This is a genomic window from Thermomonas sp. (assembly GCF_029945965.1).
Lineage (GTDB): Bacteria > Pseudomonadota > Gammaproteobacteria > Xanthomonadales > Xanthomonadaceae > Thermomonas.
Genome location: NZ_JAQSDO010000003.1, coordinates 22,665 through 46,307, shown reverse-complemented (window position 1 = coordinate 46,307; position 23,643 = coordinate 22,665). Strand labels below are relative to the sequence as shown.

The window sequence follows — 23,643 nt, the reverse complement described above, 5'->3', positions numbered from 1 at the left end:
AGTACGAGTGGGTCCGTGAAAGCCGTGTTAACGCTACCATAACAGTTGCAGGGATGCAAAATCTTGTTACACCAGCCTTAACAAGTGCCACTTGGCCCGGGTTCTTGGGGCTATTCAGCCTGACAAGGCCGGCCTGGGCAGGAATCTATCTGATACAAGACCCATACGCACCGGTATGCTTGAATGATGCCAGACACCACACCTTATCCGCACCTGTTCCGTCCACTGGACCTGGGCTTCACGACCCTGCGCAACCGGATCCTGATGGGGTCGATGCACACCGGGCTGGAGGATCGCGCACGGGATTTTCCAAAGCTGGCGACCTATTTCGGCGAACGCGCGGCGGGCGGCGTCGGCATGATCGTCACCGGCGGATTCGCGCCCAACATGCTCGGCTGGCTCAAGCCCTTCGCCGGTCGCATGGCATGGCCGTGGCATGTTCGCCGACATCGGCAAGTAACCTCGACTGTGCATGCGCACGATGCGAAAATCTGCATGCAGCTGTTGCATGCGGGCCGATATGCCTACCACCCGCTGTCAGTCGCTCCCTCCAAGCTGAAAGCGCCAATCAATCCGTTCACCCCGCGCGCGCTGTCGTCAGGTGGCGTCGAACGCCAGATCAACGCGTTCGCGAATGCAGCCAGGCTTGCACGTGAAGCCGGCTATGACGGCGTCGAGATCATGGGTTCGGAAGGCTACCTGCTGAACCAGTTCACGGTAGCGCGCACCAACAAGCGTGGCGATCAGTGGGGCGGCGATGCAGCCAATCGCATGCGCTTCGCGGTCGAAATCGTGCGCCGCGTGCGCGAGGCCTGCGGCCCCGACTTCATCCTCATTTACCGCCTGTCGATGCTTGACCTGGTCGAGGGCGGCAACGGTTGGGACGACATTGTCACCCAGGCGAAGGCCGTGGAAGCCGCCGGCGCCAGCATCATCAATACCGGCATCGGCTGGCATGAAGCGCGCATCCCGACCATTGCCACCTCGGTACCGCGCGCCGCGTTCGCGGGCGTGACCGCGAAGCTGCGTCCGCATGTGCAGCTGCCACTGATCGCGACCAATCGCATCAACATGCCTGATGTCGCCGAAGCGATCCTCGCAGGCGGCGCCGTCGACATGGTGTCGATGGCGCGTCCGTTGCTCGCCGATCCCGAATGGGCGAACAAGGCCCGTGCCGGACGCGCGGACCGCATCAATACCTGCATCGCGTGCAACCAGGCCTGCCTGGACCATGTGTTCGAGAACAAGCGCGCCAGCTGCCTGGTCAATCCGCGTGCCTGCGACGAAACCGAACTGAATTACCTGCGGGCCAGCACGCCAAAGTCGATTGCGGTCGTTGGTGCGGGTCCAGCGGGACTGGCCTGCGCCACCGTAGCCGCCGAGCGCGGACATCGGGTCACCCTGTTCGATGCCGCCGACGAGATCGGTGGCCAGTTCAACCTCGCCAAGCAGATCCCGGGCAAGGAGGAATTCCACGAAACCTTGCGCTATTTCCGCCAGCGCATTTCCGACACCGGCGTGAACCTGCGCCTGTCCGAACGCGCCGATGCACAAGCACTGAAAGATTTCGACGAGATCGTGATGGCCACCGGGGTGACGTCACGCGTCGTGGATTTCCCAGGCTCGGAGCATCCAAAGGTGATCGGCTACCTGGATGTGTTGCAAGGTCACGTCGCGGTCGGCAAGAAGGTTGCAATCATCGGTGCCGGCGGGATTGGCTTCGATGTCGCCGAGTTCCTGGTCCAGGAGGGCGAATCGCCCTCGCTCAATCCCAAGCGCTGGATGGCCGAATGGGGCGTCGATGCGAACTTCCATACGGCCGGTGGCTTGGCCTCCCCGCGTCCGGAGCCGCCGGCACGGCAGGTCTGGCTGTTGCAACGCACGGCCGGCAAACTCGGCGCGAAGCTGGGCAAGACCACTGGCTGGATCCATCGCTCCACGCTGAAAGCCAAGGGCGTGAAGTTGCTCGGAGGCGTTGAGTATCTGGGCGTGGACGACACCGGCCTGCAACTGCGCATCGATGGCAGTGAACAGACGTTGGCAGTCGACCACATCGTGATCTGCGCGGGCCAGGAATCGCGACGCAGCCTGTTCGATGAACTGCACGCCCTGGGACTGAACGTGCATCTGATCGGTGGTGCCGACGTAGCCGTGGAACTGGATGCCAAGCGCGCGATTGCACAAGGCAGTCGTCTCGCCGCCAGCCTCTGAGCAAAGGTTCCCGCGCATGCGATTGAGAGTAAAAACTCCAATCGAATCAGATCTTTCCGATCCTCTGTTCAGCTGCCGTTAGGGATTGCCCACCTAAGGTTCGCCAACTTTTCCCGCCCCATGACTTGGCGGGAACCGGCACGAGCACGCAATCCTGCGGCTTTCGCGCCCGGGCACAAGGCCGCCTCAGAGCTGCCGCCCTCCCCAGTACGCCATGACGTGTTGCCAACCGTGCGAATACCGCGCGGAGACGCGCGCGCCGCAACGGAGCAAGGAGTTCGACATGAAACTGGCCTGGATCCTCTGGCTGTCCACGCATGTACTGCCACAGCCGGCGGCCGATTCGCTGTGCCTGTCCACTACCGTCTACCTGGAGGCGCGGGATCAATCCGTGCGCGGCCAGCAGGCGGTGGCGGAAGTCGCCCTGCGTCGCCGCGACAGTGGCCTGTGGGGCCGCAACGTGTGTCAGGTGGTGACTGCGCGCAAGCAGTTCGCCCCGTCGATCGTTTCGCCGCAAACCCGGTTGTCCAATCCGGAAGCCTGGGCCGAAGCAGTCACGATCGCGCTTGAATCCGAACGCAATTGGGCACTGCCACTTGCGCAACGCAAGCTTGTGGTGCCTGGTGCCAGCCATTTCGCCGCAAGCGCCATTGCCAGCCCGAGCTGGCGCACCGCCTATGAAGTCGCAACGATTGGCGACCATACCTTCTACAAGGTGCAGAGCCTGAAGCCGCGTCGCTCCTGAATCATGCCCGGTGCAACGATCCGTTGCGCCCAACATGATCGAAGCTTCATCGCCAACATTGGATAGTGGTCGCCTGCCCACACACAGGAAGACCCGATGAAGCTCTATACCAAACCAGGTGCCTGCTCGACCGCCGACCATATCGCCCTGCAATGGACCGGCCAACCGTTCGAATTCGAGGTCATGAATGCGACGACCTTGAAGGAACCCGCGTACCTCGCGATCAATCCCTCAGGCAACGTGCCTGCCCTTACCGATGTTGCCGCCACCGGTGTTGGGCAATTCGTGCTGACCCAGAACGCGGCAATCATGGGCTACATCGCAGACAGCGCACCCGATGCCAAACTCGCTGGCGACGGCAGTGCACAGCAACGCGCGATTGCGTGCAAATGGCTGGCATTCTGCAACTCCGACCTGCATCCATCATTCAGTCCGTTGTTCAGCCCGGGCGTTTTCAGCGAGGACACGAGCCACCACGATGCGATCAAGGCTGCGGCCCGCAAGCGCATCCGCGAGCTCTTCGAAACCGCCAACACCAGGCTTGAAGACAAACAGTGGCTGGCCGGCTTCCGCAGCGTTGCCGACCCCTACTTCTACATCACCCTGCGCTGGGCTGACGCGATGGAGATCGATGTATCGGATCTGGCCAACGTGGTCGCGTTCAAGCAGCGGATGCAAGCAGATCCCGGCGTGCAGGCCGCGCTCAAGGCTGAAGGCCTGCTGTAAACGACGCATCGCTTCATGCAAAAAAGCCGTGCAATGCACGGCTTTTTCATTTTGTCCGAAAGGCAGTCGTGCGATGCCGATGCGTCACCCACGACGTGTCCACAACCGCGACATCTCCAGGTAAGTGAACGATGCCGACCAGGTGATCAACAGCAGGCCTGTCACCGCCTCCAGACCAGCGACGAGCCGGATCGCACCCACCGGCGACAGGTCGCCAAAGCCCACGGTACTGAACGTGGCGGCGGAAAAATACACGGCATCGAACAATCGATCCATGCCGTGCTCGCCATGCACGAAGCCGGTATCTGGTACCCAGGTCAGTCCCCAGTACACCAGCCCGTAGCACCAGATTTCGACGATGTGCAGGGCCAACAGCTGGAAGATGATCTTCAGGACCGCACGATGGTCGTGCTTTGGCGTACGTCCGGCATGGCGCTTGGCCAACCAGTGCAAGCCCTCGTAATGGATGATTACCACCAGCGACGTGACCAGGAAGGCCACCAGCGCGACAAGCACGTGTTCGCCTAACTGCCCGCTGGGGATCAGCCAGTCCAATGCGCGAGCCTCAGCGTTGGTCGATCGGCAGGTAAGCCCGGTCTTCCGGACCGATGTAGTTCGCGCTCGGGCGGATGATCTTGCCGTCCTCGCGCTGCTCGATCACGTGCGCGCTCCAGCCGGTGGTGCGCGCGATCACGAATAGCGGAGTGAACATCGGGGTGGGGATGCCGAGCATGTGGTACACGCTGGCGCTGTACCAATCCAGGTTCGGGAACATTTTCTTGGTGTCCATCATCAGGTTCTCGATGCGCTCGGACACGTCGAACAGCACCTGGTTGCCGCCTTCCTTGCACAGGGCGCGGCTGATTTTCTTGATGATCGGATTGCGCGGATCGCCAATGGTATACACCGGGTGGCCGAAGCCAATGATGATTTCCTTCTTCTCCATCCGCGCGCGAATATCAGCCTCGGCGGCGTCGGCATTGTCGTAGCGGCTGATGGTGTCCATCGCCACTTCATTGGCGCCGCCATGCTTCGGCCCGCGCAGCGCGCCGATAGCGCCGGTGATGCAGCTATGCATGTCGCTGCCGGTACCGGCAATCACCCGCGCGGCGAAGGTCGAGGCATTGAACTCGTGCTCGGCATAAAGAATGAGCGACTTGTCCAGCGCATCGGCATGCAGCTGCGATGGCTCCTGCCCATGCAGAAGGTGCAGGAAATGCGCGGCGACGTTATCGTCATCGGTTTCCACGTCGATGCGACGACCGTTGCGGGTGAAATGCCACCAGTACAGCAGCATCGAACCGAAGCTCGCGATCAGCTTGTCGGCGATCTCGCGCGCTTCGCTGGCCGGGTGGCCGTCGCGTTCCGGCAGCACCGTGCCCAGCACCGAACAGCCGGTGCGCAGCACATCCATCGGATGTGCATTGGCAGGGACGAGTTCCAGTGCATCGGTCACGATCGCGGGCAGGCCGCGCAAGCGCTTGAGCTTGGTTTTGTACGCATTGAGCTGGGACTGCGTCGGTAGCGTGCCATGCACCAGCAAGTGCGCGACTTCCTCGAAGCTCGACTTGGTCGCCAGGTCGTGGATGTCGTAGCCGCAGTAATGCAGGTCGTTGCCGCTGCGGCCGACCGTGCACAGCGCGGTGTTGCCGGCCGGCGTGCCGCTGAGTGCCACCGACTTCTTTGGCTTCGGCAGGGTGCTTGGTGTGTCGCTCATGCTCAGGCGTCCTTGTTGTCGTGTTTCTTGTCGTCCTCAAACAACGCGTCGAGCTTGTCTTCGTAGGCGTGGTAGCCCAGGAAGTCGTACAGCTCGGCCCGCGTCTGCAGGGTGTCGATGATGTGTTTCTGGGTGCCGTCGCGGCGGACGGTTTCGTAGAAATGCAGCGCCGCCTTGTTCATCGCGCGGTAGGCGCCACAGCAGTACAGGGCGATGTCGACGCCGGCATCGCGCAGTTCGTCGGTGGTATAGAACGGCGTGCTGCCGAATTCGGTCAAGTTGGCCAGGACCGGCACCTTTACCGCAGCCTTGACCTTGCGATAGTCGTCGAGCGAAGTCATCGCTTCGGGGAAAACCATGTCGGCGCCGGCCTCGACATAGGCGACGGCGCGTTCGATCGCGGCATCGAGTCCTTCCACCGCCGCGGCATCGGTGCGCGCCATGATCACGAAGTCGGGATCGCTGCGCGCATCCACTGCCGACCTGATGCGATCGACCATCTCGCCGGTGGACACCACTTCCTTGCCCGGGCGATGGCCGCAGCGTTTCTGCCCGACCTGGTCTTCCATATGAACCGCGGCAACGCCGACGCGCTCGAAATTGCGGATGGTACGGCCGATGTTGAACGCGCCGCCCCAGCCGGTATCGATGTCGACCAGTAGCGGCATGCCAGTGGCATCCACGATCCGGCGCGCGTCAGTGAGCACGTCTTCCATGGTGCTGATGCCGAGGTCCGGCATGCCCAGCGAATTGGCTGCCACGCCGCCGCCGGAGAGGTACAGCGCCTGGAAGCCGGTACGCTTGGCCATCAGGCCGGCATAGGCGGTGATCGCGCCCATGACCTGCAGCGGGGTTTCGGCTTTGATCGCGGCGCGGAAGCGGGCGCCCGCGGAGGAGGGATTCGGGTCGCGCATGGAGCCTCCCGGGAAAACCCGTATTTTAGCGGATCACCTTAGTCGATTGCCCAACGTCACCAGATCGGCCCCCGACTTTGGCTATCTGGCCAAGCCATAGGCATGTGCCGGGACACTTGCCCGCAGGTTCACCCGACCCTACATCTAAGACAGGTAAACAAGCCGTACAGCCACGGAGCGCAGCGATGACCAAGACGATGAGCCGGACCTATGACAAAACCCCCGAAGCCCTTGCACGCCTGACCCCGGAGCAGCACCGCGTCACCCAGGAGTCCGGTACCGAACGCCCGTTCGACAACGCCTTCAACGGCAACAAGGAACCCGGCCTGTACGTCGACATCGTCTCTGGCGAGCCGCTGTTCACTTCACTGGACAAGTTCGACAGCGGCTGCGGCTGGCCCAGCTTCAGCAAGCCGGTGGAAGCCGCGCACGTCGCCGAACTCCGCGACATCAACCACGGCATGATTCGAACCGAAGTCCGTTCGACCCATGGCGACAGCCACCTTGGCCACGTGTTCAACGATGGCCCGAGCGATGCCGGCGGCCTACGCTATTGCATCAACTCCGCATCGCTGCGCTTCATTCCGGTCGATGCACTAGAGCGCGAAGGCCATGGCGATTATCTTCACCTTTTCGAAGGCACGTCCTTTGATGGCTCGGACTCAGGAGACACCGTATGACTGACAGCACCGAAACCGCACTCCTCGCTGGTGGTTGCTTCTGGGGCATGCAGGAACTGATCCGCATGCAGCCAGGCGTACTTTCCACTCGCGTGGGGTATTCCGGCGGCGACGTGGACAACGCGACCTATCGCAACCACGGCACACATGCCGAGGCGATCGAGATCGTGTTCGATCCCGCGCAAACCAGCTTCCGCAACATGCTCGAGTTCTTCTTCCAGATCCATGACCCGACCACGACTGACCGGCAAGGCAACGACCTCGGTGCCAGTTACCGTTCAGCAATCTTCTACGCCTCCGATGAGCAACGCCGGGTCGCCGAGGACACGATTGCCGATGTCGAAGCCTCCGGATTGTGGCCAGGCAAGGTGGTGACCGAACTCGCGCCGGCCGGTCCGTTCTGGCAAGCCGAACCCGAACACCAGGATTACCTGCAACGCTATCCGACCGGCTATACCTGCCACTACCTGCGGCCGGGATGGAGGCTGCCACGCCGCGAAGGCGCATGACGATGGGCATGCACGAAGTCGACATCGCCATCATCGGCGCCGGCACCGCCGGCATGGGTGCGTATCGTGAGGTGCGCAAGCAGACTGATCGCATCGCGCTGATCGAGGGCGGTCCATTCGGTACGACCTGCGCGCGCGTGGGCTGCATGCCGTCGAAGTTGCTGATCGCCCCGGCCGAGGCTCGTCATCACCTATCCGCCCTGCCCGCCTTCGGCATCCACAGCGATGCCGGGAAGGTCGATGGCCGCGCCGTGATGAAACGCGTGCGCGAGGAACGCGACCGCTTCGTCGGCTTCGTGAAAGATGCGGTGGATGATTTCGACCAGAAACATGTGGTGCGTGCGCATGCCGTGTTCGAAGATCCGCATACCCTGCGATTGAGTGCGGCCAGCGATGGCACTAAGCCGCCGTTCGAACGTCTCCGCGCCGGCCGCATCGTGATCGCGACCGGATCGCGGCCACGCATTCCGGAATCGTTGCGTGCTGCGGGTGATCGCCTGGTGGTCAATGACGATGTATTCGACTGGCAGGACCTGCCCGACTCGGTCGCGGTGTTTGGTGCTGGGGTGATCGGCGTAGAGCTGGGTCAGGCCCTGCATCGGCTGGGCGTACGCGTGCGCCTGTTTGGCCGCGGCGGCAGTATCGCCGGGCTCAGCGATCCGGCGGTGCGCGACGTGGCAAAAAAGATCATCGGCGCGGAAATGCCGACCAGCCTGGATGCGCGCGACGTACGCGTCGAACGCGACGGTGATGTCGTGATCGTGTATTTCACCGACGACGATGCAAGCGCCCGCAGCGAACGCTTCGACTATCTGCTCGCAGCCACGGGACGAGTTCCGAACGTCGACAAACTGGGGCTGGCCAATACCGGACTGGAACTGGATGCGCGAGGCGTGCCTATGTTCGATCCGCAGAGCATGCAGGCGGGCAGCAGCCACATCTTCATCGCCGGCGATGCGAGCAATGACATGCCGGTGTTGCACGAGGCCGCCGACGAAGGCCATCTGGCCGGCAAGAATGCTGCCAGTTTCCCCATGGTCTACAAGCACACCAGACGCACAGAGCTAGGCATCGTGTTCTGCGACCCGCAGGCCGCATTCGCCGGCCAGCGCCACGCGCAACTGATCAAGGATGGGGTGGACTTCGCGACCGGCGAAGTCTCGTTCGAGGACCAGGGCCGCTCACGGGTGATGCTGGTCAACCAGGGCCTGCTGCGCGTCTATGGCGAAAACGGCAGCGGACTCTTGCTGGGCGCGGAGATGATCGGCCCGGACAACGAACATCTTGCGCATCTGCTGGCCTGGGCGATCCAGTTGCGGATGACCGTGACACAGGTATTGCACATGCCGTTCTATCACCCGGTGATCGAGGAAGGCCTGCGCACCGCACTGCGAATGCTGTTGGAAGACCTGGGCATGGGTCCGCATCCGCCGTTGCATTGCATCGATTGCGGGCCAGGCGCCTGAGCCAGTAGGCGCCAGTACGACATGAGTGACCGAGCGTCTGCCCGGATCGACGCACGTGGGCTAGCTCAAGCTTGCAATTGTCGAATCCGGTCACAACTCGGCCTTCTCGTTCACGTGCCGACTGCCCCTGGCGGCGCATTCTGTTCTACTGAATGCAACGGAACCCTGAGGCGAACGGCGCATGGGTAACTGCGACATCATTCTGTGCGTAGACGACGATTCGACTGTACTCAGTGCACTTCGTACGATGATGGCGACGAATTTCGGCCAGCACTTGCAGGTCGAGTTCGCCGAAAGCGGTGAGGAGGCCCTAGAGATCGATGCTGAACTTCGCGCGCAGGGGCGCGAACTGAGTCTGGTCATCTCCGACTTCATGATGCCAGGGTTGCGTGGCGACGAACTGCTGGTGCGCCTGCACGAACGCTCGCCGAACACGGTGAAGATCCTGCTGACCGGACAGAGCGACGTGAGCGGCGTCAAGCGTGCGATCAACGAAGCCAATCTGTATCGTTTCCTGGAAAAGCCCTTCCTCAACGAGGACATCGTGCTGACTGTGCGCGCGGCAATCCGCGCTTACCAGCAGGAACGCGACCTGATCAAACAAAACGAAAAATTGCGCCAGATGAACGCTGATTTGGAGTCACTGGTGGCGGCGCGCACCCAGGAGCTGGTGGAAAAGAACCAGCAGTTGGAAATACTCTCGGTCACCGACAAACTGACCGGCCTGTTCAATCGCCGCAAGCTCGACGAAGAGATGGAAGAGGAACTGGCGCGTAGCCGCCGCTATGCGGTCGATCTTGCCATCATCATGGTCGACATCGATCACTTCAAGCGGGTCAACGACACTTACGGCCACGGTGCCGGTGACATCGTGCTGGCCGGCGTTGCTGACATCCTGCGCAGTAGCACCCGTGATTCCGACGCCGTGGGCCGCCTGGGTGGCGAGGAGTTCGTGGTGCTCTGCCGGCACAGCACGCGCGACGGCGGGCTCGCCGCGGCGGAAAACCTGCGTGCTGCCATCGAAGGCCATGCCTTCGCCGGGGTGGACCCGATTACTGCGAGTTTTGGAGTGGCCTCCTACCGGGACGGCGATACCGTGGCCAGCCTGCTCGGCCGCGCCGATGCCGCCCTGTATCGCGCCAAGAACAGCGGCCGCAATCGCGTGGAGATTGAAATTGACTGAGTCCGAAGCCAGCACACGGCAACCGGCGAGCGTCGCGCAGCTGACGCAGCGCGTGGTCGAGCTCGAACGTGAAGTGACCGAACGCCGCCAGGGCGAGTCCCTGCAGCGCGCCCTTTACGAGATCGCTTCGCTGTCGACCGCAGACAGTCCGGAGCACGAACACTACGCCCAACTACACGAAATCGTCGGCCGGCTGATGTATGCCAAGAACTTCATCATCGCCACCTACGATGCCGAGCATGGGCTGATCCGCCAGGAATACCTGGTGGACGAGGACCTGAGCCAGGTCAAGGAGACCTTCCCCTATGGCGAGGGCATTTCCTCGCTGGTGATCCGCACACGCCTCCCGTGGCTGATGGATAACGACCTGTTCCAGTCGCTGGTCGACCAGGGCGAGATCCTGGCCGCTCGCGGCGTCGTCGACTTCAACAGCTGGATGGGCGCACCGCTGATCGCGCAGGACCAAGTGTACGGATTGATCATCGTGCAAAGTTATAGCGCCGACATCACCTACACGCAGGCCGACCTGGACCTGCTCAATTTCGTGGCCAGCCACGTGGCGGCGACGGCGGCGCGCTGGCAGGCCAACGCAGCACTCAAGCGTGCGATGGACGATCTTGCGGTGTCGGCCGAAACGCTGCGGCTGGTAGGCAACATCGGCAAGGACCTGACCGGAAGCCTGGACACCGAGGCCATCTGCCGGACGCTGGAGAAACGCTTCTCCGCCCTGCTGCCGGTGGACGTGTTCGGCGTCGCCTTGCTCTCGCCGGCGGGCGATGCGCTCGACTTCCTGTTTTATGTGGAGGACGGCTTGATCGACGAACCCAGCTCGTTTCCACTCGACCACCCGACCTCGCTGGCGGTACTGACGTTCCGCGAGGACCGCGAACTGACCCTGTTCAACGAAACGCAACTTGCCGATGCACCCAGCGCCAGCTGCTTCAACGAGAGCACGCCGATCCTGTCAGCGGTATTCCGTCCGCTGATCGCCAACGGCCGCCGCATAGGCGTGGTGACCGTGCAAAGCCACCAGGCTGACGCCTATCACGAACGCGAGCTGGAAGTGTTCCGATCGGCCGCCGCATTCGCTGCGATTGCGCTGGCCAACGCCGATGCCTTCGCTGTCGCCGAAAAGGCACGCAAACAGGCGGCCAAGGCGCTGGAAGACCTGCACCAGGCCGAAGCGCATCTGGTGCATTCGGAAAAAATGGCCGCGCTTGGCCAATTGATTGCAGGCGTGGCGCACGAGATCAACACCCCGATCGGCGCGATCAAATCCAGCGGCCACAATATTTCCGATGCGCTCGACAGCGCCCTGCTCGGCCTGCCGGCCTTGCTTGACGATCTCGATAAAACCGACCGCGAGCGCTTCAGCGCCTTGGTGGAACGCGCGAACAAGCCCAAGAAGATGCTCAGTACGCGCGAGGAACGCGCCGTCGTGCGTGAGGTGACCACGGCACTCGAGGCCCTGGGCCTGGACCACGCGCGGCATCACGCCGACCTGCTGGTGCAATTGCAATCCCACACCGACCTCAAACAGATGCTGCCACTGCTGCGGCATCCGGCCGCAGACCGCATCCTGGAAACCGCCTACGGGATTTCCACGATTTCCACCAACGCCGGGAACATCAACACGGCGGTGGACCGGGTTGCCAAGATCATCTTCGCGCTGAAGTCCTTCTCACGCTTCGGCGGCGTTCAGGTGTGGACGGAATCGAACCTGAGCGAAGGACTGGAGACGGTGTTGACCATTTACCAGAACCAGATCAAGCACGGCACCGAGCTTGTCCGCCAATTCCAGGAGATCCCGCTGGTGCGCTGCCTGCCCGACGAGATCAACCAGGTCTGGACCAACCTGATTCACAACGCGCTGCAGGCGATGGACCACAAGGGCACGCTGACTATCAGCCTGTGCCAGGAAAACGGCGACGCACTGGTGTCGATCAGCGACACCGGTTGCGGCATATCGCCTGAAGTGCAGAAGCGGATATTCGAACCTTTCTTCACCACCAAGGCCACGGGCGAAGGCACTGGTTTGGGGCTGGACATCGTCCGCAAGATCGTGGAAAAGCATAGGGGCAGGATTACCGTGGAAAGTGAAGTCGGGCGTGGCAGTACCTTCACCGTGCATCTACCGATCGACGGAGCCGGATAATGAACAAGGGAATTTTGTTGTGCGTGGATGACGAAATCATCGTGCTGACGGCGTTGAAGGACCAGCTTCGGCGCGCGTTCGGCAATGATTTCTTGATCGATGTGGCCGAAAGCGCCGAAGAAGCGCTGGAGCTGCTGGACGAGCTGGCCGAAGAAGGCCACACCTTGCTGGTGATCGTGTCGGACTGGCTGATGCCCGGCATGAAGGGTGATGAATTCCTGATTGAGGCGCACAAGCGGTTCCCGTCGGTCGTCAAGATCATGCTGTCCGGCCATGCCGAGACCGCCGCCGTCGATCGTGCCCGCCACGAAGCGGGGCTGCATGATTTCCTTGCCAAACCATGGAACGCAGAGGCGCTCGTGGAATCGATCAACCAAGGCCTGCGGGCCAGGATCTAGCAGCGGATAGGGAGAGGAAAAGCCCGGCACCATCGCCAACACCATGCCGCATTGAAGGCATTTCCAGCCAACCGACTGCTGTGCTCATTTCGAATCAGTGTGTTCGTTGCATCAAGAAGCGTGCTTCGAACTCATCCGCCGGCACTGCCTTGCTGAACAGGAACCCCTGCATTTCATCGCAGCCCAGCAACTGCAGTAGCCGCTTTTGCTCCTCGGTTTCGACACCTTCGGCTACGACCTTGAGCTTCATGGAATGTGCCAGGGTAATGATCGTGGATACCAGCGCCAGGCCTTCCGAGGAAATCGCCATGTCGGTGACAAAGCAGCGATCGATCTTGAGCGTGTCCACGGGCAATCTGGCCAGGTGGCTGAGCGATGAGTAACCCGTGCCGAAATCGTCGATGGCTACCGTGATGCCCATGGCGCGCAGCGTCTTGAGGATGGCGATGTTTTGCCCGACGTCCTCCATGATCAGGTTTTCGGTGATTTCCAGCTCCAAGCCGGCCGATGCACCTGGTTCGATACCGATCACCTGCGCGACCTCGGCGATGAACTCCTGGTTTCGCAACTGCAACGGCGACACGTTCACCGCGATACGCAGGCCCAGCAGACCAGCGCGGCGCCAGCGTAGGTAGTCCGCGATCGCCTGGCGCAGGGCCCACTGACCCACTTCATGGATCAGCCCGGTTTGTTCCAGGATGGGAATGAACTTACCCGGCGGTACCAGCCCTGTCCGCGGATGATTCCAGCGAATCAGCGCCTCGGCGCTGGTGACCATGCCAGTCGCCAGATCTACCTTGGGCTGGTAATGAAGCACGAACTCCTCGTTGTCGATGGCACGGCGAAGTTCGTTTTCAAGCGCGAGCTTCTCCGCCACCGCAAGGGTCATTTCCTGCGTATAGAACAGATACCGGTCGCCGCCCGTCTTGGCCAACTTCAGCGCTGCTTCGGCATTCTTGAACAAGGTGTCGACGTCAGTGCCGTCATCCGGAAATACCGCGACGCCAGCCTTGAAGCCAATGCGGTAAGCGATTTCATTGAGCCGGAAGGAATGGCCCTGGAAAGAATCCCGCAGGTGTCCCATCAGTTTTGCCAAGTCGCCATCCGAGCTCACCTCCGGCAGCACGACAGCGAAGTGATCGGCATTGATATGCGCCAGCAGGCTGGCATCTCCCGCTCGTTGCGTCATCCACGCCGCCACTTGCTTCAGCAACACGTCGCCCATCGACCGGCCCAGGCTGTCGTTGATGCTTTTGAAACGCTCAAGGTCAATCAGGCCAATGGCGAGCTTGTACCCGCCGCTTTCCGCGCTGCGCAGGTATTGCGTCACGCGCTCGAAAAACAGGCTGCGGTTAGCGAGTCCAGTCAGCGAATCGTAGTAGGCGAGGTAGTTGAGCTTCTCCTGCTGTCCAATGTGATCCATCGCGAACACGATGTCGTCGGTCAGCTGGGTCAGGAGCGCCATTTCCTGGTCATGAAAGAATTCAATCTCACTGGCATACAGGGCAAGCGCGCCGATTGCCTTTCCCGATGCAAGCAACGGCAAGATGGCCATCGAGCGAATCCCGGCCTCCGCGTAGTTTTTCTGAAAGATGAGCTGGGTGTCGTTGGCCGAATCGTTCGACACGATGGTCTTTTTCTCACGGAGAACCCGCGTGAACATCGTGTTTGCGGCGAGCTCGTCGGAATTCAGGACGTTGCGGATGGAGCTCAACAGCTCCTCATCCTTGCCTGCGGCTGCGACCGGGATGATCCGCATCGTGTCCTGATCGAGGATGCCCAGCATGGCCATTTTGAACCCGCCCGAATCGACGGCGATGTTGCACGCTTCCCTGAACAACTCATTTCGGTTCTGTACGCGCAACAAGAGTGAGTTGATGCCGGTCTGGACCACAAAGACCCGATTGAGGTATTTGATGCGTTCCTCCGTCACCTTTCGCTCGGTGATGTCCTCATAGGTACCCAATATTCCAGTGATTACTCCTTTGGCGTTGGTCATGGGGACCTTGTCGGTCCGTATCCAGCCGATTTTTCCGTCCGAGGTGGGTTGCGATTCCTCTATGCCGAGTATGGCCTTGCCGCCGTCCAGAACCAGCTGGTCGTTTGAGCGATATGATTTGGCTCTGTCTAGCGAGAGCATTTCCAGATCGTTCCTGCCAACAAGTTCCTCGGCCGACCTGAATCCCGCGTCGATCGCAAAGGATTTGTTACAGCCGAGAAAATTTAATTCAGTATCTTTCCAGAATACCCGCGATGGAATGGTGTCAAGCACCAGCTGCAGCATTTGCCGCGACTCGAGCAAATCGGCCGCTGATTTCGCGCTTTCGGTAATATCCCTAAAATACCAGACGCGGCCGTAGTATTTGCCATCTGCGCCGGTGACAGGGGCCGAGTAACGGTCAATCAGCCGACCGTCTTTCAAATGGACTTCCTCGCGACTCTTTTCGTCGCGATGGTCATACAGATAGTGGACCCTGGCAGCGAATGCGACGGGGTCTTCGATCTGGTCAAGGATGGTCTGCAGTATCAGCTCGTGGTTGCCGGTAGCCACAAGACTCTCAGGCAGCTGCCACAGGGAAACGTAATTTCGGTTGTAGGAGATGATGCGTAACGTTTCGTCAACGACCAGTATTGCGTCGAGCGAGGATTCGATCTGGGTCTGCAACATCGTGCTCTTGTAGGTCAATTCCTCCTCGGTTGCCTTGCGCCGGGTAATGTCGCGCACGGTGCCTTGCACCACCTGCTTGCCATCCAACTCCATCGCGGTCAGCAGTACGTCGGTCAGGAAATCGATGCCATTCATTCGACGGAACATCCACTCGAACTGAAGGCTCCCCCCTCTGAACACCTTGGCCATGTGTCTACTGGCCAGCTCTACCGAATCTTCGCCACCGGGCTGGGTAGGCGGCGATACCTCGCTGGGGTGTTTGCCCAGCAATTCGCCGTTCGCCTTGCAGCCGAACATCTGCAAGGTCGCATCATTGATCTCGGAGAAGCCATTTTCGTCCAGGATCATGATGGCATCGCTGGAGGCTTTGAACACCGTGCGGTATTTCTGATCCAGGTCGCGGAGTCGCTTCTCCGCATGATGTTTTTCGGTGATGTCGAGGTGCATGACCACGGCGCCGAGTGACATGCCATCGGCCACCGGTGTCACGGTCAGCTGAAACCAGCGCTGCTCATTGGGCGAGTGACAGGGATACTCGAGCGAAAAATGATTGCTCGCGCCAGCCAGTACGGCACGAAGACCGAAAGCGGCTTCCTGGGCTTCGGCTGCATTGTCTCCATCGGCGTTGTCGCATATCTCGACGTAATTCAAGCCGACTCCGAATTTCGGGCTCAGCAAGTCATTCGCACTCCCGAACCGACGCCATGTCTCGTTCACCGAAACAATGCCGCCCTGGGCATCAAGCAATGCGATATGTGCCGGTAATGCGTTGAGGATGGCAGCCTGTTTGACCGCTTCGTTTTGACGCAGTTGCTCCTGCGCATGCTGCAACATCACAGTCCTGCCTGCGAGATTCGAAACCGTGTCAACTTCTCCCGCCGTCAGTTCTTCAAGACGCTGCTCGGTAGCGTGCAGCGTTTCGATCAACGCGTGGATTTCCTCGCTGTGATCCAGCAATGAGTTGGGTTTGACTGGATTCATACGTCTATGGATTCCATCCCCATGGTCTGCAGGACGATCTGTTTCTGACTGAGTGTTCCAACAATGCACTGGACAGGGCGTGGCGCCAGTTTGACCAGCGTGGGGGTCATGAATATGCGGTCTGCCAAGGCTCGCTCGGGGTCGTTGATGACGTCAATGATCTCGATCTGGTGACGATCAGGCAAATATTCTCGACAAATCGCTGCCAAGTTCGCACGTGCTTGCGCGGAATTTGGTCCCTCTCCGGCCACGTAGAGCCTGAATTTGTAGATGGCCAGACGACTCATGGCTTCCTCGCCTTGCGTTCGGGCTTGATCGCATCGGCGCCTCGCAACTCCTTGATTCGGGTACGACCGCGTGACAGATCACCCTTGCGGCTCTGGATCGTGGTGGCCAACAGCGCTTGTTCGACGCGCTTGGCCTCGAGCGCTACCTGGATCGCCTTCAATCGCACTTCCAGTTCGGCTTCTTCCGCATCGAGGTTGACATGTTTCAGTGTTGCCAAAACGCTGGCTGTTTCGTGCGCTTCGCGCTCGGCGCTTTCCTTTTCCCAGCGCATCGTTCCCATCAACACTTCGCCCCCGGCTGAATAGATGTCCGCCAGAGTCACCCCTTCGTCGCTCAAGATCAGCTCGCGTAGCTGGTTGGAATGCGCAGTGCCGCGCGACTTGACGATGGACAATCCACGGTTGCGCTCGCCGGCCTGCATCAGATAGCTGAGCTGGATCCAGGTGTCGGCGAGCGTGAAAATCTGCAGCGTCTGGCCTCGCTCGGTTTGCGATGCCTCGTCGACATTGCTGGTGCAGACCAGCGTGATGCCGTGGGCCTTGGCCCAGTCGGTCAACAGCTCCGAGACGCTATGCACTTTTAAGTCGTTGCCCGATTGCGACCAGGTGGAGATTGGATCGATCACGAGGCAACGCGCAGCGTGCTCGATCGCCAGCGATTTGATGCGATCCAGGTAAGTTTCCGCGCTACCGGTAATGCTTCGGGCAGAGGCCACGAGCAGGCATCCGTTCTTGACGAATCGTTCGAGCCGGATGTTGACCGAGGCCAAGTCGCGGATCACCTCGTTCGCATCCGAGTCGAAGCTTACAAACGCAGTGTGCTCCCCCCGTTCGCAGGCCGCCTCGGCGAAGGCAGCGGCAATCGTCGTCTTGGCCGTGCCGGGAAAGCCGGTGATCAGGACGCTGGCGCCTCGGTAGTAGCCGCCACTCAGCATCGTATCGAGTCGCTCTATGCCGCTGGTGACGCGCTCGCTGGTCACCTTTCGTACTTGGCGATTTACCGTGCGCGTTGCGCTTACCTGAAGGCCGCTAGCCCCGATCAAGAATGGCGCTTCGTTCTCGTCAAAGCTGGAGCCCCGATACTTCTGCACGCGCAAATTGCGCTGCGACACGCCGAGAACCACATGGTGGTTAAGGATGACCGCGCAATCGACCATGAACTGCATGAAACCGAACTGCTGCTTGTTAAGCGACGTGGCTTCTTCCTTGTCCGTTTTCGTAGTGATGATGCCGGTGAGTTGATGTGACAACAGCCATTCGTGCAGTTCATATGTTTGCTGTTTGCGCGCGGCCAGATCGGGCAAGAACGCCAACAGGACGTCGAGCGCATCGAAGACGATGCGCTTTGCGCCTGTCGCCTTGACTGCGGCGTCGAGTGCGGCGAGCAAGCCGCCAAGATCAAAATTCCCGGACTGGATCATGTCCGCCTGGGGCTTGGCATCTATGAAAATCAGTTTTTTCTGACTGAGCTTGGCGAGATCCCAACCAAAACTCTCGGCATTGGCAATGATGCGCTCGGAGGTTTCCTCGAAGGCAACGAAGATGCCAGGCTCCCCGCAATTCAGTGCACCGTGGACGAGGAACTGCAGCGAGAAGATAGTCTTGCCAGAACCCGGTCCACCCATCAGTAGGGTTGTGCGATCACGCGGCAAGCCTCCGCCAGTAATCTCGTCCAGTCCGATGATGCCGGTGGGTGCTTTGCTGACGGATTTTCCCGGCGGTACGCGGAGTGCTTTCATTTTTCCACCAGTTTGTGTATTGACAGGCGGCATAAATAATCAACTAAGCTAGGGGACCACTACTTGCAACATGTAATCACAAGCAAGGGCCTGGATCGAATCGCTGATAGAGCTGACCGCCAACTGTCCTCAATGGGGACTATCCTCTTGGTGCCGAGCGCTACATGTGATGACGCGCAAGGGCACGGAATTGCTTCTGAAAGCGCTGGGCATGGACCCGCATCCACCGCTTCGCTGCATCGACTGCAGACCGGGCGCCTGAGGTGATTCGCCGCCCCTACTTGCAGACGTATTCGCCTGCGTCGTTCTTGCGGCAGGAATTCGACCGACCTAATTCATCCCAGTAGTCGGTCAGCACGAATTTCGTGAATGCCGGTGTGGGCAGCACTTCAGGTTGCTCTCCGCTGAAGAGGCCCGACAGCAGCAGCGAATCGTTGTTGGTCGGCGCCGATTGCGACAACGCGAAACCACGGTCCACCTCACCCGAGCAGATCAGCACGTAAGGGACGATGCCCGACAGCACCTTCGGCTTCGTCGCCAGATAGTCGTTGATCAAGCGCATGGCCTCCCGCTTGGCGGCGGCATCGCCCAGACAACTACGCGCAAAGATCCCGGCTGCCTACGACGAAAAACCCTGGCCGAAATAACGCAACCCCTTGGTGAGCTACGTGACCGCAGCGGCATGGTCGCCGCGTGCAAGATCCAGCTTGTATTGGCCCAGGCCAACAAAGCTATGCCCGCCCTCGGCAGCCCGTTGCAACTGACGCTCGGCGATTTCCAAATCACCATCAGCAGTGTGGATGCGAGCTCGCCAGACCAGGGCATTGGGTAACAGTGGATCGAGTTGCAGCACGTGATCGAGGGCTGCCGCTCCCCGTTTGCGATAGCCCACTATGACCAGGATGGTGCCATTCCAGAAATTGGTGGTGACATCGTTCGGATCCAGCGCAAGGGCCCGCGCCATCTCCTTGGTACTCTCGCGGTAGCGGCGCTGATTGGCCAAGACCAGCGCCAGCATAATGCCGCGCTGCAGTGTTTCCGGCCAGCCGAACTGCTGATCCACGATGTCGACGCCCTGCAGCAACGCGAACGCCGCGGCGATGTAGGCCACGGCGGGTTCTACCCCGATACCACGGACACTTCAGTTAAGCCCCATGATGGGGCAGGAGGAGTGTCATGCAACAGCGGAAGAAGTACAGCGGCGAGTTCAAGCGTGAAGCGGTTGGGCTGACCAGGCTACCTGGGACGAGCGTTTCCCAGGTTGCTCGGGACGTGGGGATACGTGCCAATCAGTTGCATCGTTGGCGACGCGAACTGGATGCGGGTGAACAGAAGGCATTCCCTGGCGCAGGCACGGCCAGAGACCAGGAGTTGCTGGCACTCAAGCTTGAGCTGGTCAGGGTGAAGAAGGAGCGGGATTTTTTGCGAGATGCGGCGGCGTTCTTTGCCAAGGAATCGTCTTGAGGTACGAGGCGATCCGACGTCACCGCAGCGAGTACCCGGTCCGGCTCATGTGTCGTTGCCTGAAGGTCTCACCCAGCGGCTTCCACGACTGGGTAAAGCGCTTGCCCAAACCGCGTAGCACGTCTCATGGCCGGCAAGGGCCTGTTCGGCGTGCCAAAGAAGCGGCAGTGGCGGCGCAAACCCTCCGGCATGCGGCCGGCATATGTGCGTAATCACCTGGAACGCGACTTCCAGGCATTGGAACCGAACACCAAGTGGGTGGTCGACATCACCTTCATCAAGACCGGCGAAGGCTGGCTGTACTTGTGTGCGGTGTTGGACCTGTTCTCCAACAAAATCATTGGCTGGTCCATGTCACCCGTGCAGGACCGACACATGGTGCTCAAGGCCGTGATGATGGCCTGCTGGCAACGCCCTGATCGCAACCCCGTGATCCTGCACTCCGATCGCGGCACGCAGTTCACCAGTACGGATTACCAGAAGTTTCTCAAGGACCACCACATCACCAGCAGCATGAGTGCGGTGGGCCACTGTGGTGACAACGCAGCCATGGAGGGATTCTTCGGGGTGCTCAAGCGCGAACGCGTGCATCGCCGTCGCTACCTGACATTGGCCCACGCAAGAAGTGATGTGTTTGATTACGTCGAACGCTTCCATAACCCGCGTATGCAGCGCAGGCTGGACGCACAAGATCAGGCCTTTAGACTCTTAACCCAACAGTCCGTGGAAACGGGGTAGAACCCGTTCGGCGTAATGGATCGCGCCCTTGCCATAGTGGATGGCCTCGCCCCAGAACATCTGGCGACGCTCGATCAATTGCACGTCCGCTTGCAGATTGTCCTGGATGCGCGTCAGGTAGGCCTGCGCCCGAATGTCTTCGGTGCGCTCTTCATTCCAGTTCGCCAGCTGGATGCCGAGAAATACACCGACCACCAGCAGCACGAACTCGATCCAGATCGCCGTCCAGTTCTGTTGTTTGAGTGATTGCGATAGGCGGCGAAGGATCATGGCCGACGCCGCCGCGGGAACAGGTTCCGTGCCTCGCTCTGCAGGTCGCGCACGTCACGCGCCGCGGCGATTCGCCCCGACTGCACCATCGAATTCCCCTCGTTCATGGCGTCGGTTGCATCCTGCAAACCGTTGGACATTGGCGTATTAAGCCGAATGGGTGACCTAGCCTCGGCATCCGCCTGCGGCTTCCCCTGCACGCAGTATGCATTGCGTGGACATCCGGCCCGGTCCCAACCGGAAGCAGGTTGTCTTGATCACAAACGCAAAAAAGGCCGGCACATGGCCAGCCCTTTGCAACGCGTCAGCGGCGTTATCGATTACAGCAGGTGAGCAACACCCGCGCGTTCTTCCTCAAGCTCGGCCAAGGTCTTGTCCATCGCCGCGCGGCTGAAGTCATCGATCGGCAGGCCTTCGATACGGGTGTACACGCCATTGACGCAGGTCACCGGCACGCCATAGATCACGCCTTCCGGAATACCGTAGCTGCCATCGGACGGCACGCCCATGGTCACCCACTCACCATCAGTACCCAGCACCCAGTCGCGCACATGGCAGATGGCGGCATTCGCCGCGGATGCCGCGGACGACAGGCCACGTGCTTCGATGATTGCCGCGCCGCGCTTGGCGACCGTCGGGATGAAGGTATTGGCATTCCAGTCCGCGTCGTTGATCGCATCCTTCAACGAGGCGCCGCTGACAGTCGCGAAACGGTAATCCGGATACATCGTCGAGCTGTGGTTGCCCCACACCACCAGCTTGCGCAACTCGCTCACCGGTTTGCCGACCTTGCCTGCCAGCTGGCTGAGCGCGCGGTTGTGGTCCAGGCGCAGCATCGCAGTGAAGTTGGCCGGGTTGAGATCGGGCGCCGACTTCATCGCGATGTAGGCATTGGTATTGGCCGGGTTGCCGACTACCAGCACCTTCACGTCGCGCGATGCGACCTTGTTCAGTGCGGCGCCCTGTGCAGTAAAGATCTTGGCGTTTTCCAGCAGCAGGTCCTTGCGCTCCATGCCCGGGCCACGCGGACGCGCACCGACCAGCATCGCGACATCGGCATCCTTGAACGCGACGTCGGCGTCATCGGTGCCGACCATGCCGGCCAGCAGCGGGAACGCGCAGTCTTCCAGTTCCATCATCACGCCCTTGAGCGCGGCCTGCGCCTTCTCAAGCGGCAGTTCGAGCATCTGCAAGATGACCGGCTGGTCCTTGCCCAGCATTTCCCCGGAAGCGATGCGGAACAGCAGGGCGTAACCGATCTGGCCGGCGGCGCCGGTGACTGCGACACGGATGGGGGGTTTCATTGGCATCTCCTAGTGGACGTTCGTGGTTCGACAGGCTCACCACGAACGGTCTTTTCAGATCCGTTGCGTGCAACCGTTCGCCCTGAGCCTGTCGAAGGATGAACGGCACGATCCGTCATTTGAGCTCGGCGCAGAATTCCTGGATGCGGGCCAGGCCCGGTGCCAGTTGCGGCGTCGGGCAGGTGTAGCTGATGCGCAAAGCGCGCGGCTCGCCGAATGCCGAACCCGGCACGCAGGCAACGCCCTTGGTTTCCAGCAGCATGTTGCAGAAATCGACATCGTTGCTGACCAGCGTGTCGCCATGCGACTTGCCGAAATACGCGCTGATGTCCGGGAACACGTAGAACGCGCCCTGCGGCCGCGGACAAACAATACCCGGGATCGCATCCATCACCGCCATGACCTGGTCGCGCTTGGCCTGGAACTCGGCGTTCTTCTGCGTCGGCACATCCTGCGGACCGCACAATGCAGCGATCGCGGCGGCGCTGACGATCTCCGGGATATTGGTGATGTGGTTTGAATTCAACACTGCCACCGCCTGCGCCACCGATTCCGGCCCGGCCATGAAGCCGACACGCCAACCCGGCATGCCATAGGTCTTGGACAGGGAGTCGATGAAGATCACCCGGTCATGCAATTCGGGGCGCGCCATCACGAAATTGGTGTACTCGAGCCCGTCAAACAGCATCCGGTTGTAGATGTCGTCGGTGATGATCCAGGTGTCCGGATATTTCATCAGCACATCGGCCAGCGCAGTGACCTCGGCCTTGGTGTAGACCATGCCGGTCGGGTTGGACGGGTTATTGAACAGGAACACCTTCGGCTTCTTCGCAAGCGCCGCATCGAGCTGCGCCGGGGTCATCTTGTAGTCCTGCGACGCCGGGCACGGCAGCAGGTCGACCTTGGCGTTCACGATCTCGGCGATGTCGAGGTAGCTGGTCCAATACGGCACCGGGAAGGTGATCGTGTCGCCTTCATCCAGCAGTGCCTCGGCCAGGTTATAGATGATGTGCTTGGCGCCGATGCCGGTCGCGCAGTTGACCCGGCCATAACCGGTCAAGCCGATCTGTTCGATGTGGGCAAGGAAGGCGTCCAGCAGCGCGTCGCTGCCGCGGTTGCTGCCGTACTGGCCGCTGTCCTTCTCCAGTGCTTCGCGCGCGGCGGCATAGACATGCTCACCCGGCAGGAAGTTCGGCACGCCGATCGAGAAGCTGATGATGTCGCGGCCTTCGGCCTTCAGCCGCTTGGCCTTGTCGGCGACCTGCATGATGGCACTGGGCTTGGCGCGACCCATGCGCCGGGCGAGTTGGGGCATCGGGGGAACCTCAGGCTAGGAGCCGCGCAAGGCGGCTGGGACGTTGGATCAAGCCTTGGAATGTTACCACGCAGCCCCGCGCTGCCTGCCCCTGTCACAGTGCATATCCCGGCATCGCACCGCGCGCCGTGCGACTTGCGGCAACGAAAACGGGCGACCAAGGGCCGCCCGTC

Annotated in this window: 21 protein-coding genes and 1 pseudogene; 10 read left to right on the top strand and 12 right to left on the bottom strand. The window is 60.8% G+C overall.

The genetic code is table 11. The features are described from left to right. Positions 1 to 183: 183 nt before the first annotated feature. The 3 genes from PSV05_RS00755 to PSV05_RS00745 all read left to right on the top strand — a co-directional run bounded on the left by PSV05_RS00755 (position 184) and on the right by PSV05_RS00745 (position 3,682). A complete protein-coding gene (locus PSV05_RS00755; RefSeq protein ID WP_300060023.1) occupies positions 184 to 2,211 on the top strand; it encodes an NADPH-dependent 2,4-dienoyl-CoA reductase in 2,028 nt (675 codons plus the stop codon). A 283-nt stretch (positions 2,212 to 2,494) separates the two neighbouring features. Next, entirely contained in the window at positions 2,495 to 2,956 is a 462-nt protein-coding gene (locus PSV05_RS00750; protein WP_300060020.1) for a cell wall hydrolase, read from the top strand. Positions 2,957 to 3,052: 96 nt separating this feature from the next. Beyond that, the gene (locus PSV05_RS00745) at positions 3,053 to 3,682 is read left to right on the top strand and encodes a glutathione binding-like protein (protein WP_300060018.1); all 630 of its coding nucleotides are present in this window, start codon (positions 3,053 to 3,055) and stop codon (positions 3,680 to 3,682) included. Between the two features lie 84 nt (positions 3,683 to 3,766). Here PSV05_RS00745 and PSV05_RS00740 read toward each other — a convergent pair whose 3' ends face one another. Genes PSV05_RS00740 through prpB form a run of 3 tightly spaced genes read right to left on the bottom strand, consistent with a single transcriptional unit; the run spans position 3,767 to position 6,313 of the window. Beyond that, positions 3,767 to 4,237, bottom strand: coding sequence for a potassium channel family protein (locus tag PSV05_RS00740; RefSeq protein WP_300060014.1), 471 nt, complete (start codon positions 4,235 to 4,237; stop codon positions 3,767 to 3,769). 10 nt (positions 4,238 to 4,247) lie between these two features. Further along, complete coding sequence (gene prpC, locus PSV05_RS00735) at positions 4,248 to 5,399, bottom strand: 2-methylcitrate synthase (protein ID WP_300060011.1); 1,152 nt, start codon at positions 5,397 to 5,399, stop codon at positions 4,248 to 4,250. A gap of 2 nt (positions 5,400 to 5,401) precedes the next feature. After that, entirely contained in the window at positions 5,402 to 6,313 is a 912-nt protein-coding gene (gene prpB / locus PSV05_RS00730) for a methylisocitrate lyase (protein WP_300060008.1), read from the bottom strand. A 197-nt stretch (positions 6,314 to 6,510) separates the two neighbouring features. Here prpB and msrB point away from each other — a divergent pair, with 197 nt between their 5' ends. The 6 genes from msrB to PSV05_RS00700 all read left to right on the top strand — a co-directional run bounded on the left by msrB (position 6,511) and on the right by PSV05_RS00700 (position 12,704). Continuing rightward, positions 6,511 to 6,993 carry a peptide-methionine (R)-S-oxide reductase MsrB gene (gene msrB / locus PSV05_RS00725; RefSeq protein ID WP_300060108.1) on the top strand — a complete coding sequence of 161 codons (483 nt, stop codon included), beginning with the start codon at positions 6,511 to 6,513 and terminating at the stop codon, positions 6,991 to 6,993. Further along, on the top strand, positions 6,990 to 7,502 hold the full coding sequence (gene msrA / locus PSV05_RS00720; protein WP_300060005.1) for a peptide-methionine (S)-S-oxide reductase MsrA: 513 nt from the start codon (positions 6,990 to 6,992) through the stop codon (positions 7,500 to 7,502). The genes msrB and msrA overlap by 4 nt, the downstream gene beginning before the upstream one ends. Positions 7,503 to 7,504: 2 nt before the next feature. Beyond that, entirely contained in the window at positions 7,505 to 8,968 is a 1,464-nt protein-coding gene (locus tag PSV05_RS00715; RefSeq protein ID WP_300060002.1) for a dihydrolipoyl dehydrogenase, read from the top strand. A gap of 181 nt (positions 8,969 to 9,149) precedes the next feature. After that, a complete protein-coding gene (locus tag PSV05_RS00710) occupies positions 9,150 to 10,151 on the top strand; it encodes a diguanylate cyclase (RefSeq protein WP_300059999.1) in 1,002 nt (333 codons plus the stop codon). Next, complete coding sequence (locus tag PSV05_RS00705; protein ID WP_300059996.1) at positions 10,144 to 12,306, top strand: ATP-binding protein; 2,163 nt, start codon at positions 10,144 to 10,146, stop codon at positions 12,304 to 12,306. Before PSV05_RS00710 ends, PSV05_RS00705 begins: the two co-directional genes overlap by 8 nt. After that, complete coding sequence (locus PSV05_RS00700) at positions 12,306 to 12,704, top strand: response regulator (RefSeq protein ID WP_300059993.1); 399 nt, start codon at positions 12,306 to 12,308, stop codon at positions 12,702 to 12,704. The genes PSV05_RS00705 and PSV05_RS00700 overlap by 1 nt, the downstream gene beginning before the upstream one ends. Before the next feature lie 94 nt (positions 12,705 to 12,798). Here the strand turns inward: PSV05_RS00700 and PSV05_RS00695 are convergent, their stop codons facing one another. From PSV05_RS00695 to PSV05_RS00675, 5 genes are all read right to left on the bottom strand, one after another. Next, positions 12,799 to 16,353: an EAL domain-containing protein gene (locus tag PSV05_RS00695; RefSeq protein ID WP_300059990.1), complete on the bottom strand. Its 3,555-nt coding sequence runs from the start codon at positions 16,351 to 16,353 to the stop codon at positions 12,799 to 12,801. Beyond that, a complete protein-coding gene (locus tag PSV05_RS00690; RefSeq protein ID WP_300059987.1) occupies positions 16,350 to 16,640 on the bottom strand; it encodes a circadian clock KaiB family protein in 291 nt (96 codons plus the stop codon). The genes PSV05_RS00695 and PSV05_RS00690 overlap by 4 nt, the downstream gene beginning before the upstream one ends. After that, positions 16,637 to 18,379: a circadian clock protein KaiC gene (gene kaiC / locus PSV05_RS00685; protein WP_300059983.1), complete on the bottom strand. Its 1,743-nt coding sequence runs from the start codon at positions 18,377 to 18,379 to the stop codon at positions 16,637 to 16,639. The genes PSV05_RS00690 and kaiC overlap by 4 nt, the downstream gene beginning before the upstream one ends. A 277-nt stretch (positions 18,380 to 18,656) precedes the next feature. Continuing rightward, positions 18,657 to 18,935, bottom strand: a complete 279-nt coding sequence (locus tag PSV05_RS00680; RefSeq protein WP_300059978.1) for a hypothetical protein — start codon at positions 18,933 to 18,935, stop codon at positions 18,657 to 18,659. Positions 18,936 to 19,043: 108 nt separating this feature from the next. Further along, positions 19,044 to 19,490 carry a hypothetical protein gene (locus tag PSV05_RS00675; RefSeq protein ID WP_300059975.1) on the bottom strand — a complete coding sequence of 149 codons (447 nt, stop codon included), beginning with the start codon at positions 19,488 to 19,490 and terminating at the stop codon, positions 19,044 to 19,046. A 65-nt stretch (positions 19,491 to 19,555) separates the two neighbouring features. Between PSV05_RS00675 and PSV05_RS00670 the strand changes: the two are divergent. After that, a pseudogene (locus PSV05_RS00670) lies at positions 19,556 to 20,581 on the top strand (IS3 family transposase). Here PSV05_RS00670 and PSV05_RS00665 read toward each other — a convergent pair. The 4 genes from PSV05_RS00665 to PSV05_RS00650 form a co-directional block, all read right to left on the bottom strand. Continuing rightward, entirely contained in the window at positions 20,552 to 20,851 is a 300-nt protein-coding gene (locus PSV05_RS00665) for a hypothetical protein (protein WP_300059973.1), read from the bottom strand. The pseudogene PSV05_RS00670 and the gene PSV05_RS00665 overlap by 30 nt on opposite strands. Next, the gene (locus PSV05_RS00660; RefSeq protein WP_300059970.1) at positions 20,848 to 20,991 is read right to left on the bottom strand and encodes a hypothetical protein; all 144 of its coding nucleotides are present in this window, start codon (positions 20,989 to 20,991) and stop codon (positions 20,848 to 20,850) included. The genes PSV05_RS00665 and PSV05_RS00660 overlap by 4 nt, the downstream gene beginning before the upstream one ends. A gap of 180 nt (positions 20,992 to 21,171) precedes the next feature. After that, positions 21,172 to 22,155, bottom strand: a complete 984-nt coding sequence (locus tag PSV05_RS00655; RefSeq protein ID WP_300059967.1) for a malate dehydrogenase — start codon at positions 22,153 to 22,155, stop codon at positions 21,172 to 21,174. A gap of 115 nt (positions 22,156 to 22,270) precedes the next feature. Then, complete coding sequence (locus tag PSV05_RS00650) at positions 22,271 to 23,470, bottom strand: pyridoxal phosphate-dependent aminotransferase (RefSeq protein WP_300059964.1); 1,200 nt, start codon at positions 23,468 to 23,470, stop codon at positions 22,271 to 22,273. Positions 23,471 to 23,643 lie beyond the last annotated feature (173 nt).

Excerpts from the sequence above, each read along its gene's own strand:
- PSV05_RS00755 (WP_300060023.1), top strand. The coding sequence starts at position 184 with ATGATGCCAGACACCACACCTTATCCGCACCTGTTCCGTCCACTGGAC.
- PSV05_RS00750 (WP_300060020.1), top strand. The coding sequence starts at position 2,495 with ATGAAACTGGCCTGGATCCTCTGGCTGTCCACGCATGTACTGCCACAG.
- PSV05_RS00745 (WP_300060018.1), top strand. The coding sequence starts at position 3,053 with ATGAAGCTCTATACCAAACCAGGTGCCTGCTCGACCGCCGACCATATC.
- prpC (WP_300060011.1), bottom strand. The coding sequence starts at position 5,399 with ATGAGCGACACACCAAGCACCCTGCCGAAGCCAAAGAAGTCGGTGGCA.
- prpB (WP_300060008.1), bottom strand. The coding sequence starts at position 6,313 with ATGCGCGACCCGAATCCCTCCTCCGCGGGCGCCCGCTTCCGCGCCGCG.
- msrB (WP_300060108.1), top strand. The coding sequence starts at position 6,511 with ATGAGCCGGACCTATGACAAAACCCCCGAAGCCCTTGCACGCCTGACC.
- msrA (WP_300060005.1), top strand. The coding sequence starts at position 6,990 with ATGACTGACAGCACCGAAACCGCACTCCTCGCTGGTGGTTGCTTCTGG.
- PSV05_RS00715 (WP_300060002.1), top strand. The coding sequence starts at position 7,505 with ATGGGCATGCACGAAGTCGACATCGCCATCATCGGCGCCGGCACCGCC.
- PSV05_RS00710 (WP_300059999.1), top strand. The coding sequence starts at position 9,150 with ATGGGTAACTGCGACATCATTCTGTGCGTAGACGACGATTCGACTGTA.
- PSV05_RS00700 (WP_300059993.1), top strand. The coding sequence starts at position 12,306 with ATGAACAAGGGAATTTTGTTGTGCGTGGATGACGAAATCATCGTGCTG.
- PSV05_RS00695 (WP_300059990.1), bottom strand. The coding sequence starts at position 16,353 with ATGAATCCAGTCAAACCCAACTCATTGCTGGATCACAGCGAGGAAATC.
- PSV05_RS00690 (WP_300059987.1), bottom strand. The coding sequence starts at position 16,640 with ATGAGTCGTCTGGCCATCTACAAATTCAGGCTCTACGTGGCCGGAGAG.
- kaiC (WP_300059983.1), bottom strand. The coding sequence starts at position 18,379 with ATGAAAGCACTCCGCGTACCGCCGGGAAAATCCGTCAGCAAAGCACCC.
- PSV05_RS00665 (WP_300059973.1), bottom strand. The coding sequence starts at position 20,851 with ATGATCCTTCGCCGCCTATCGCAATCACTCAAACAACAGAACTGGACG.
- PSV05_RS00660 (WP_300059970.1), bottom strand. The coding sequence starts at position 20,991 with ATGTCCAACGGTTTGCAGGATGCAACCGACGCCATGAACGAGGGGAAT.
- PSV05_RS00655 (WP_300059967.1), bottom strand. The coding sequence starts at position 22,155 with ATGAAACCCCCCATCCGTGTCGCAGTCACCGGCGCCGCCGGCCAGATC.
- PSV05_RS00650 (WP_300059964.1), bottom strand. The coding sequence starts at position 23,470 with ATGCCCCAACTCGCCCGGCGCATGGGTCGCGCCAAGCCCAGTGCCATC.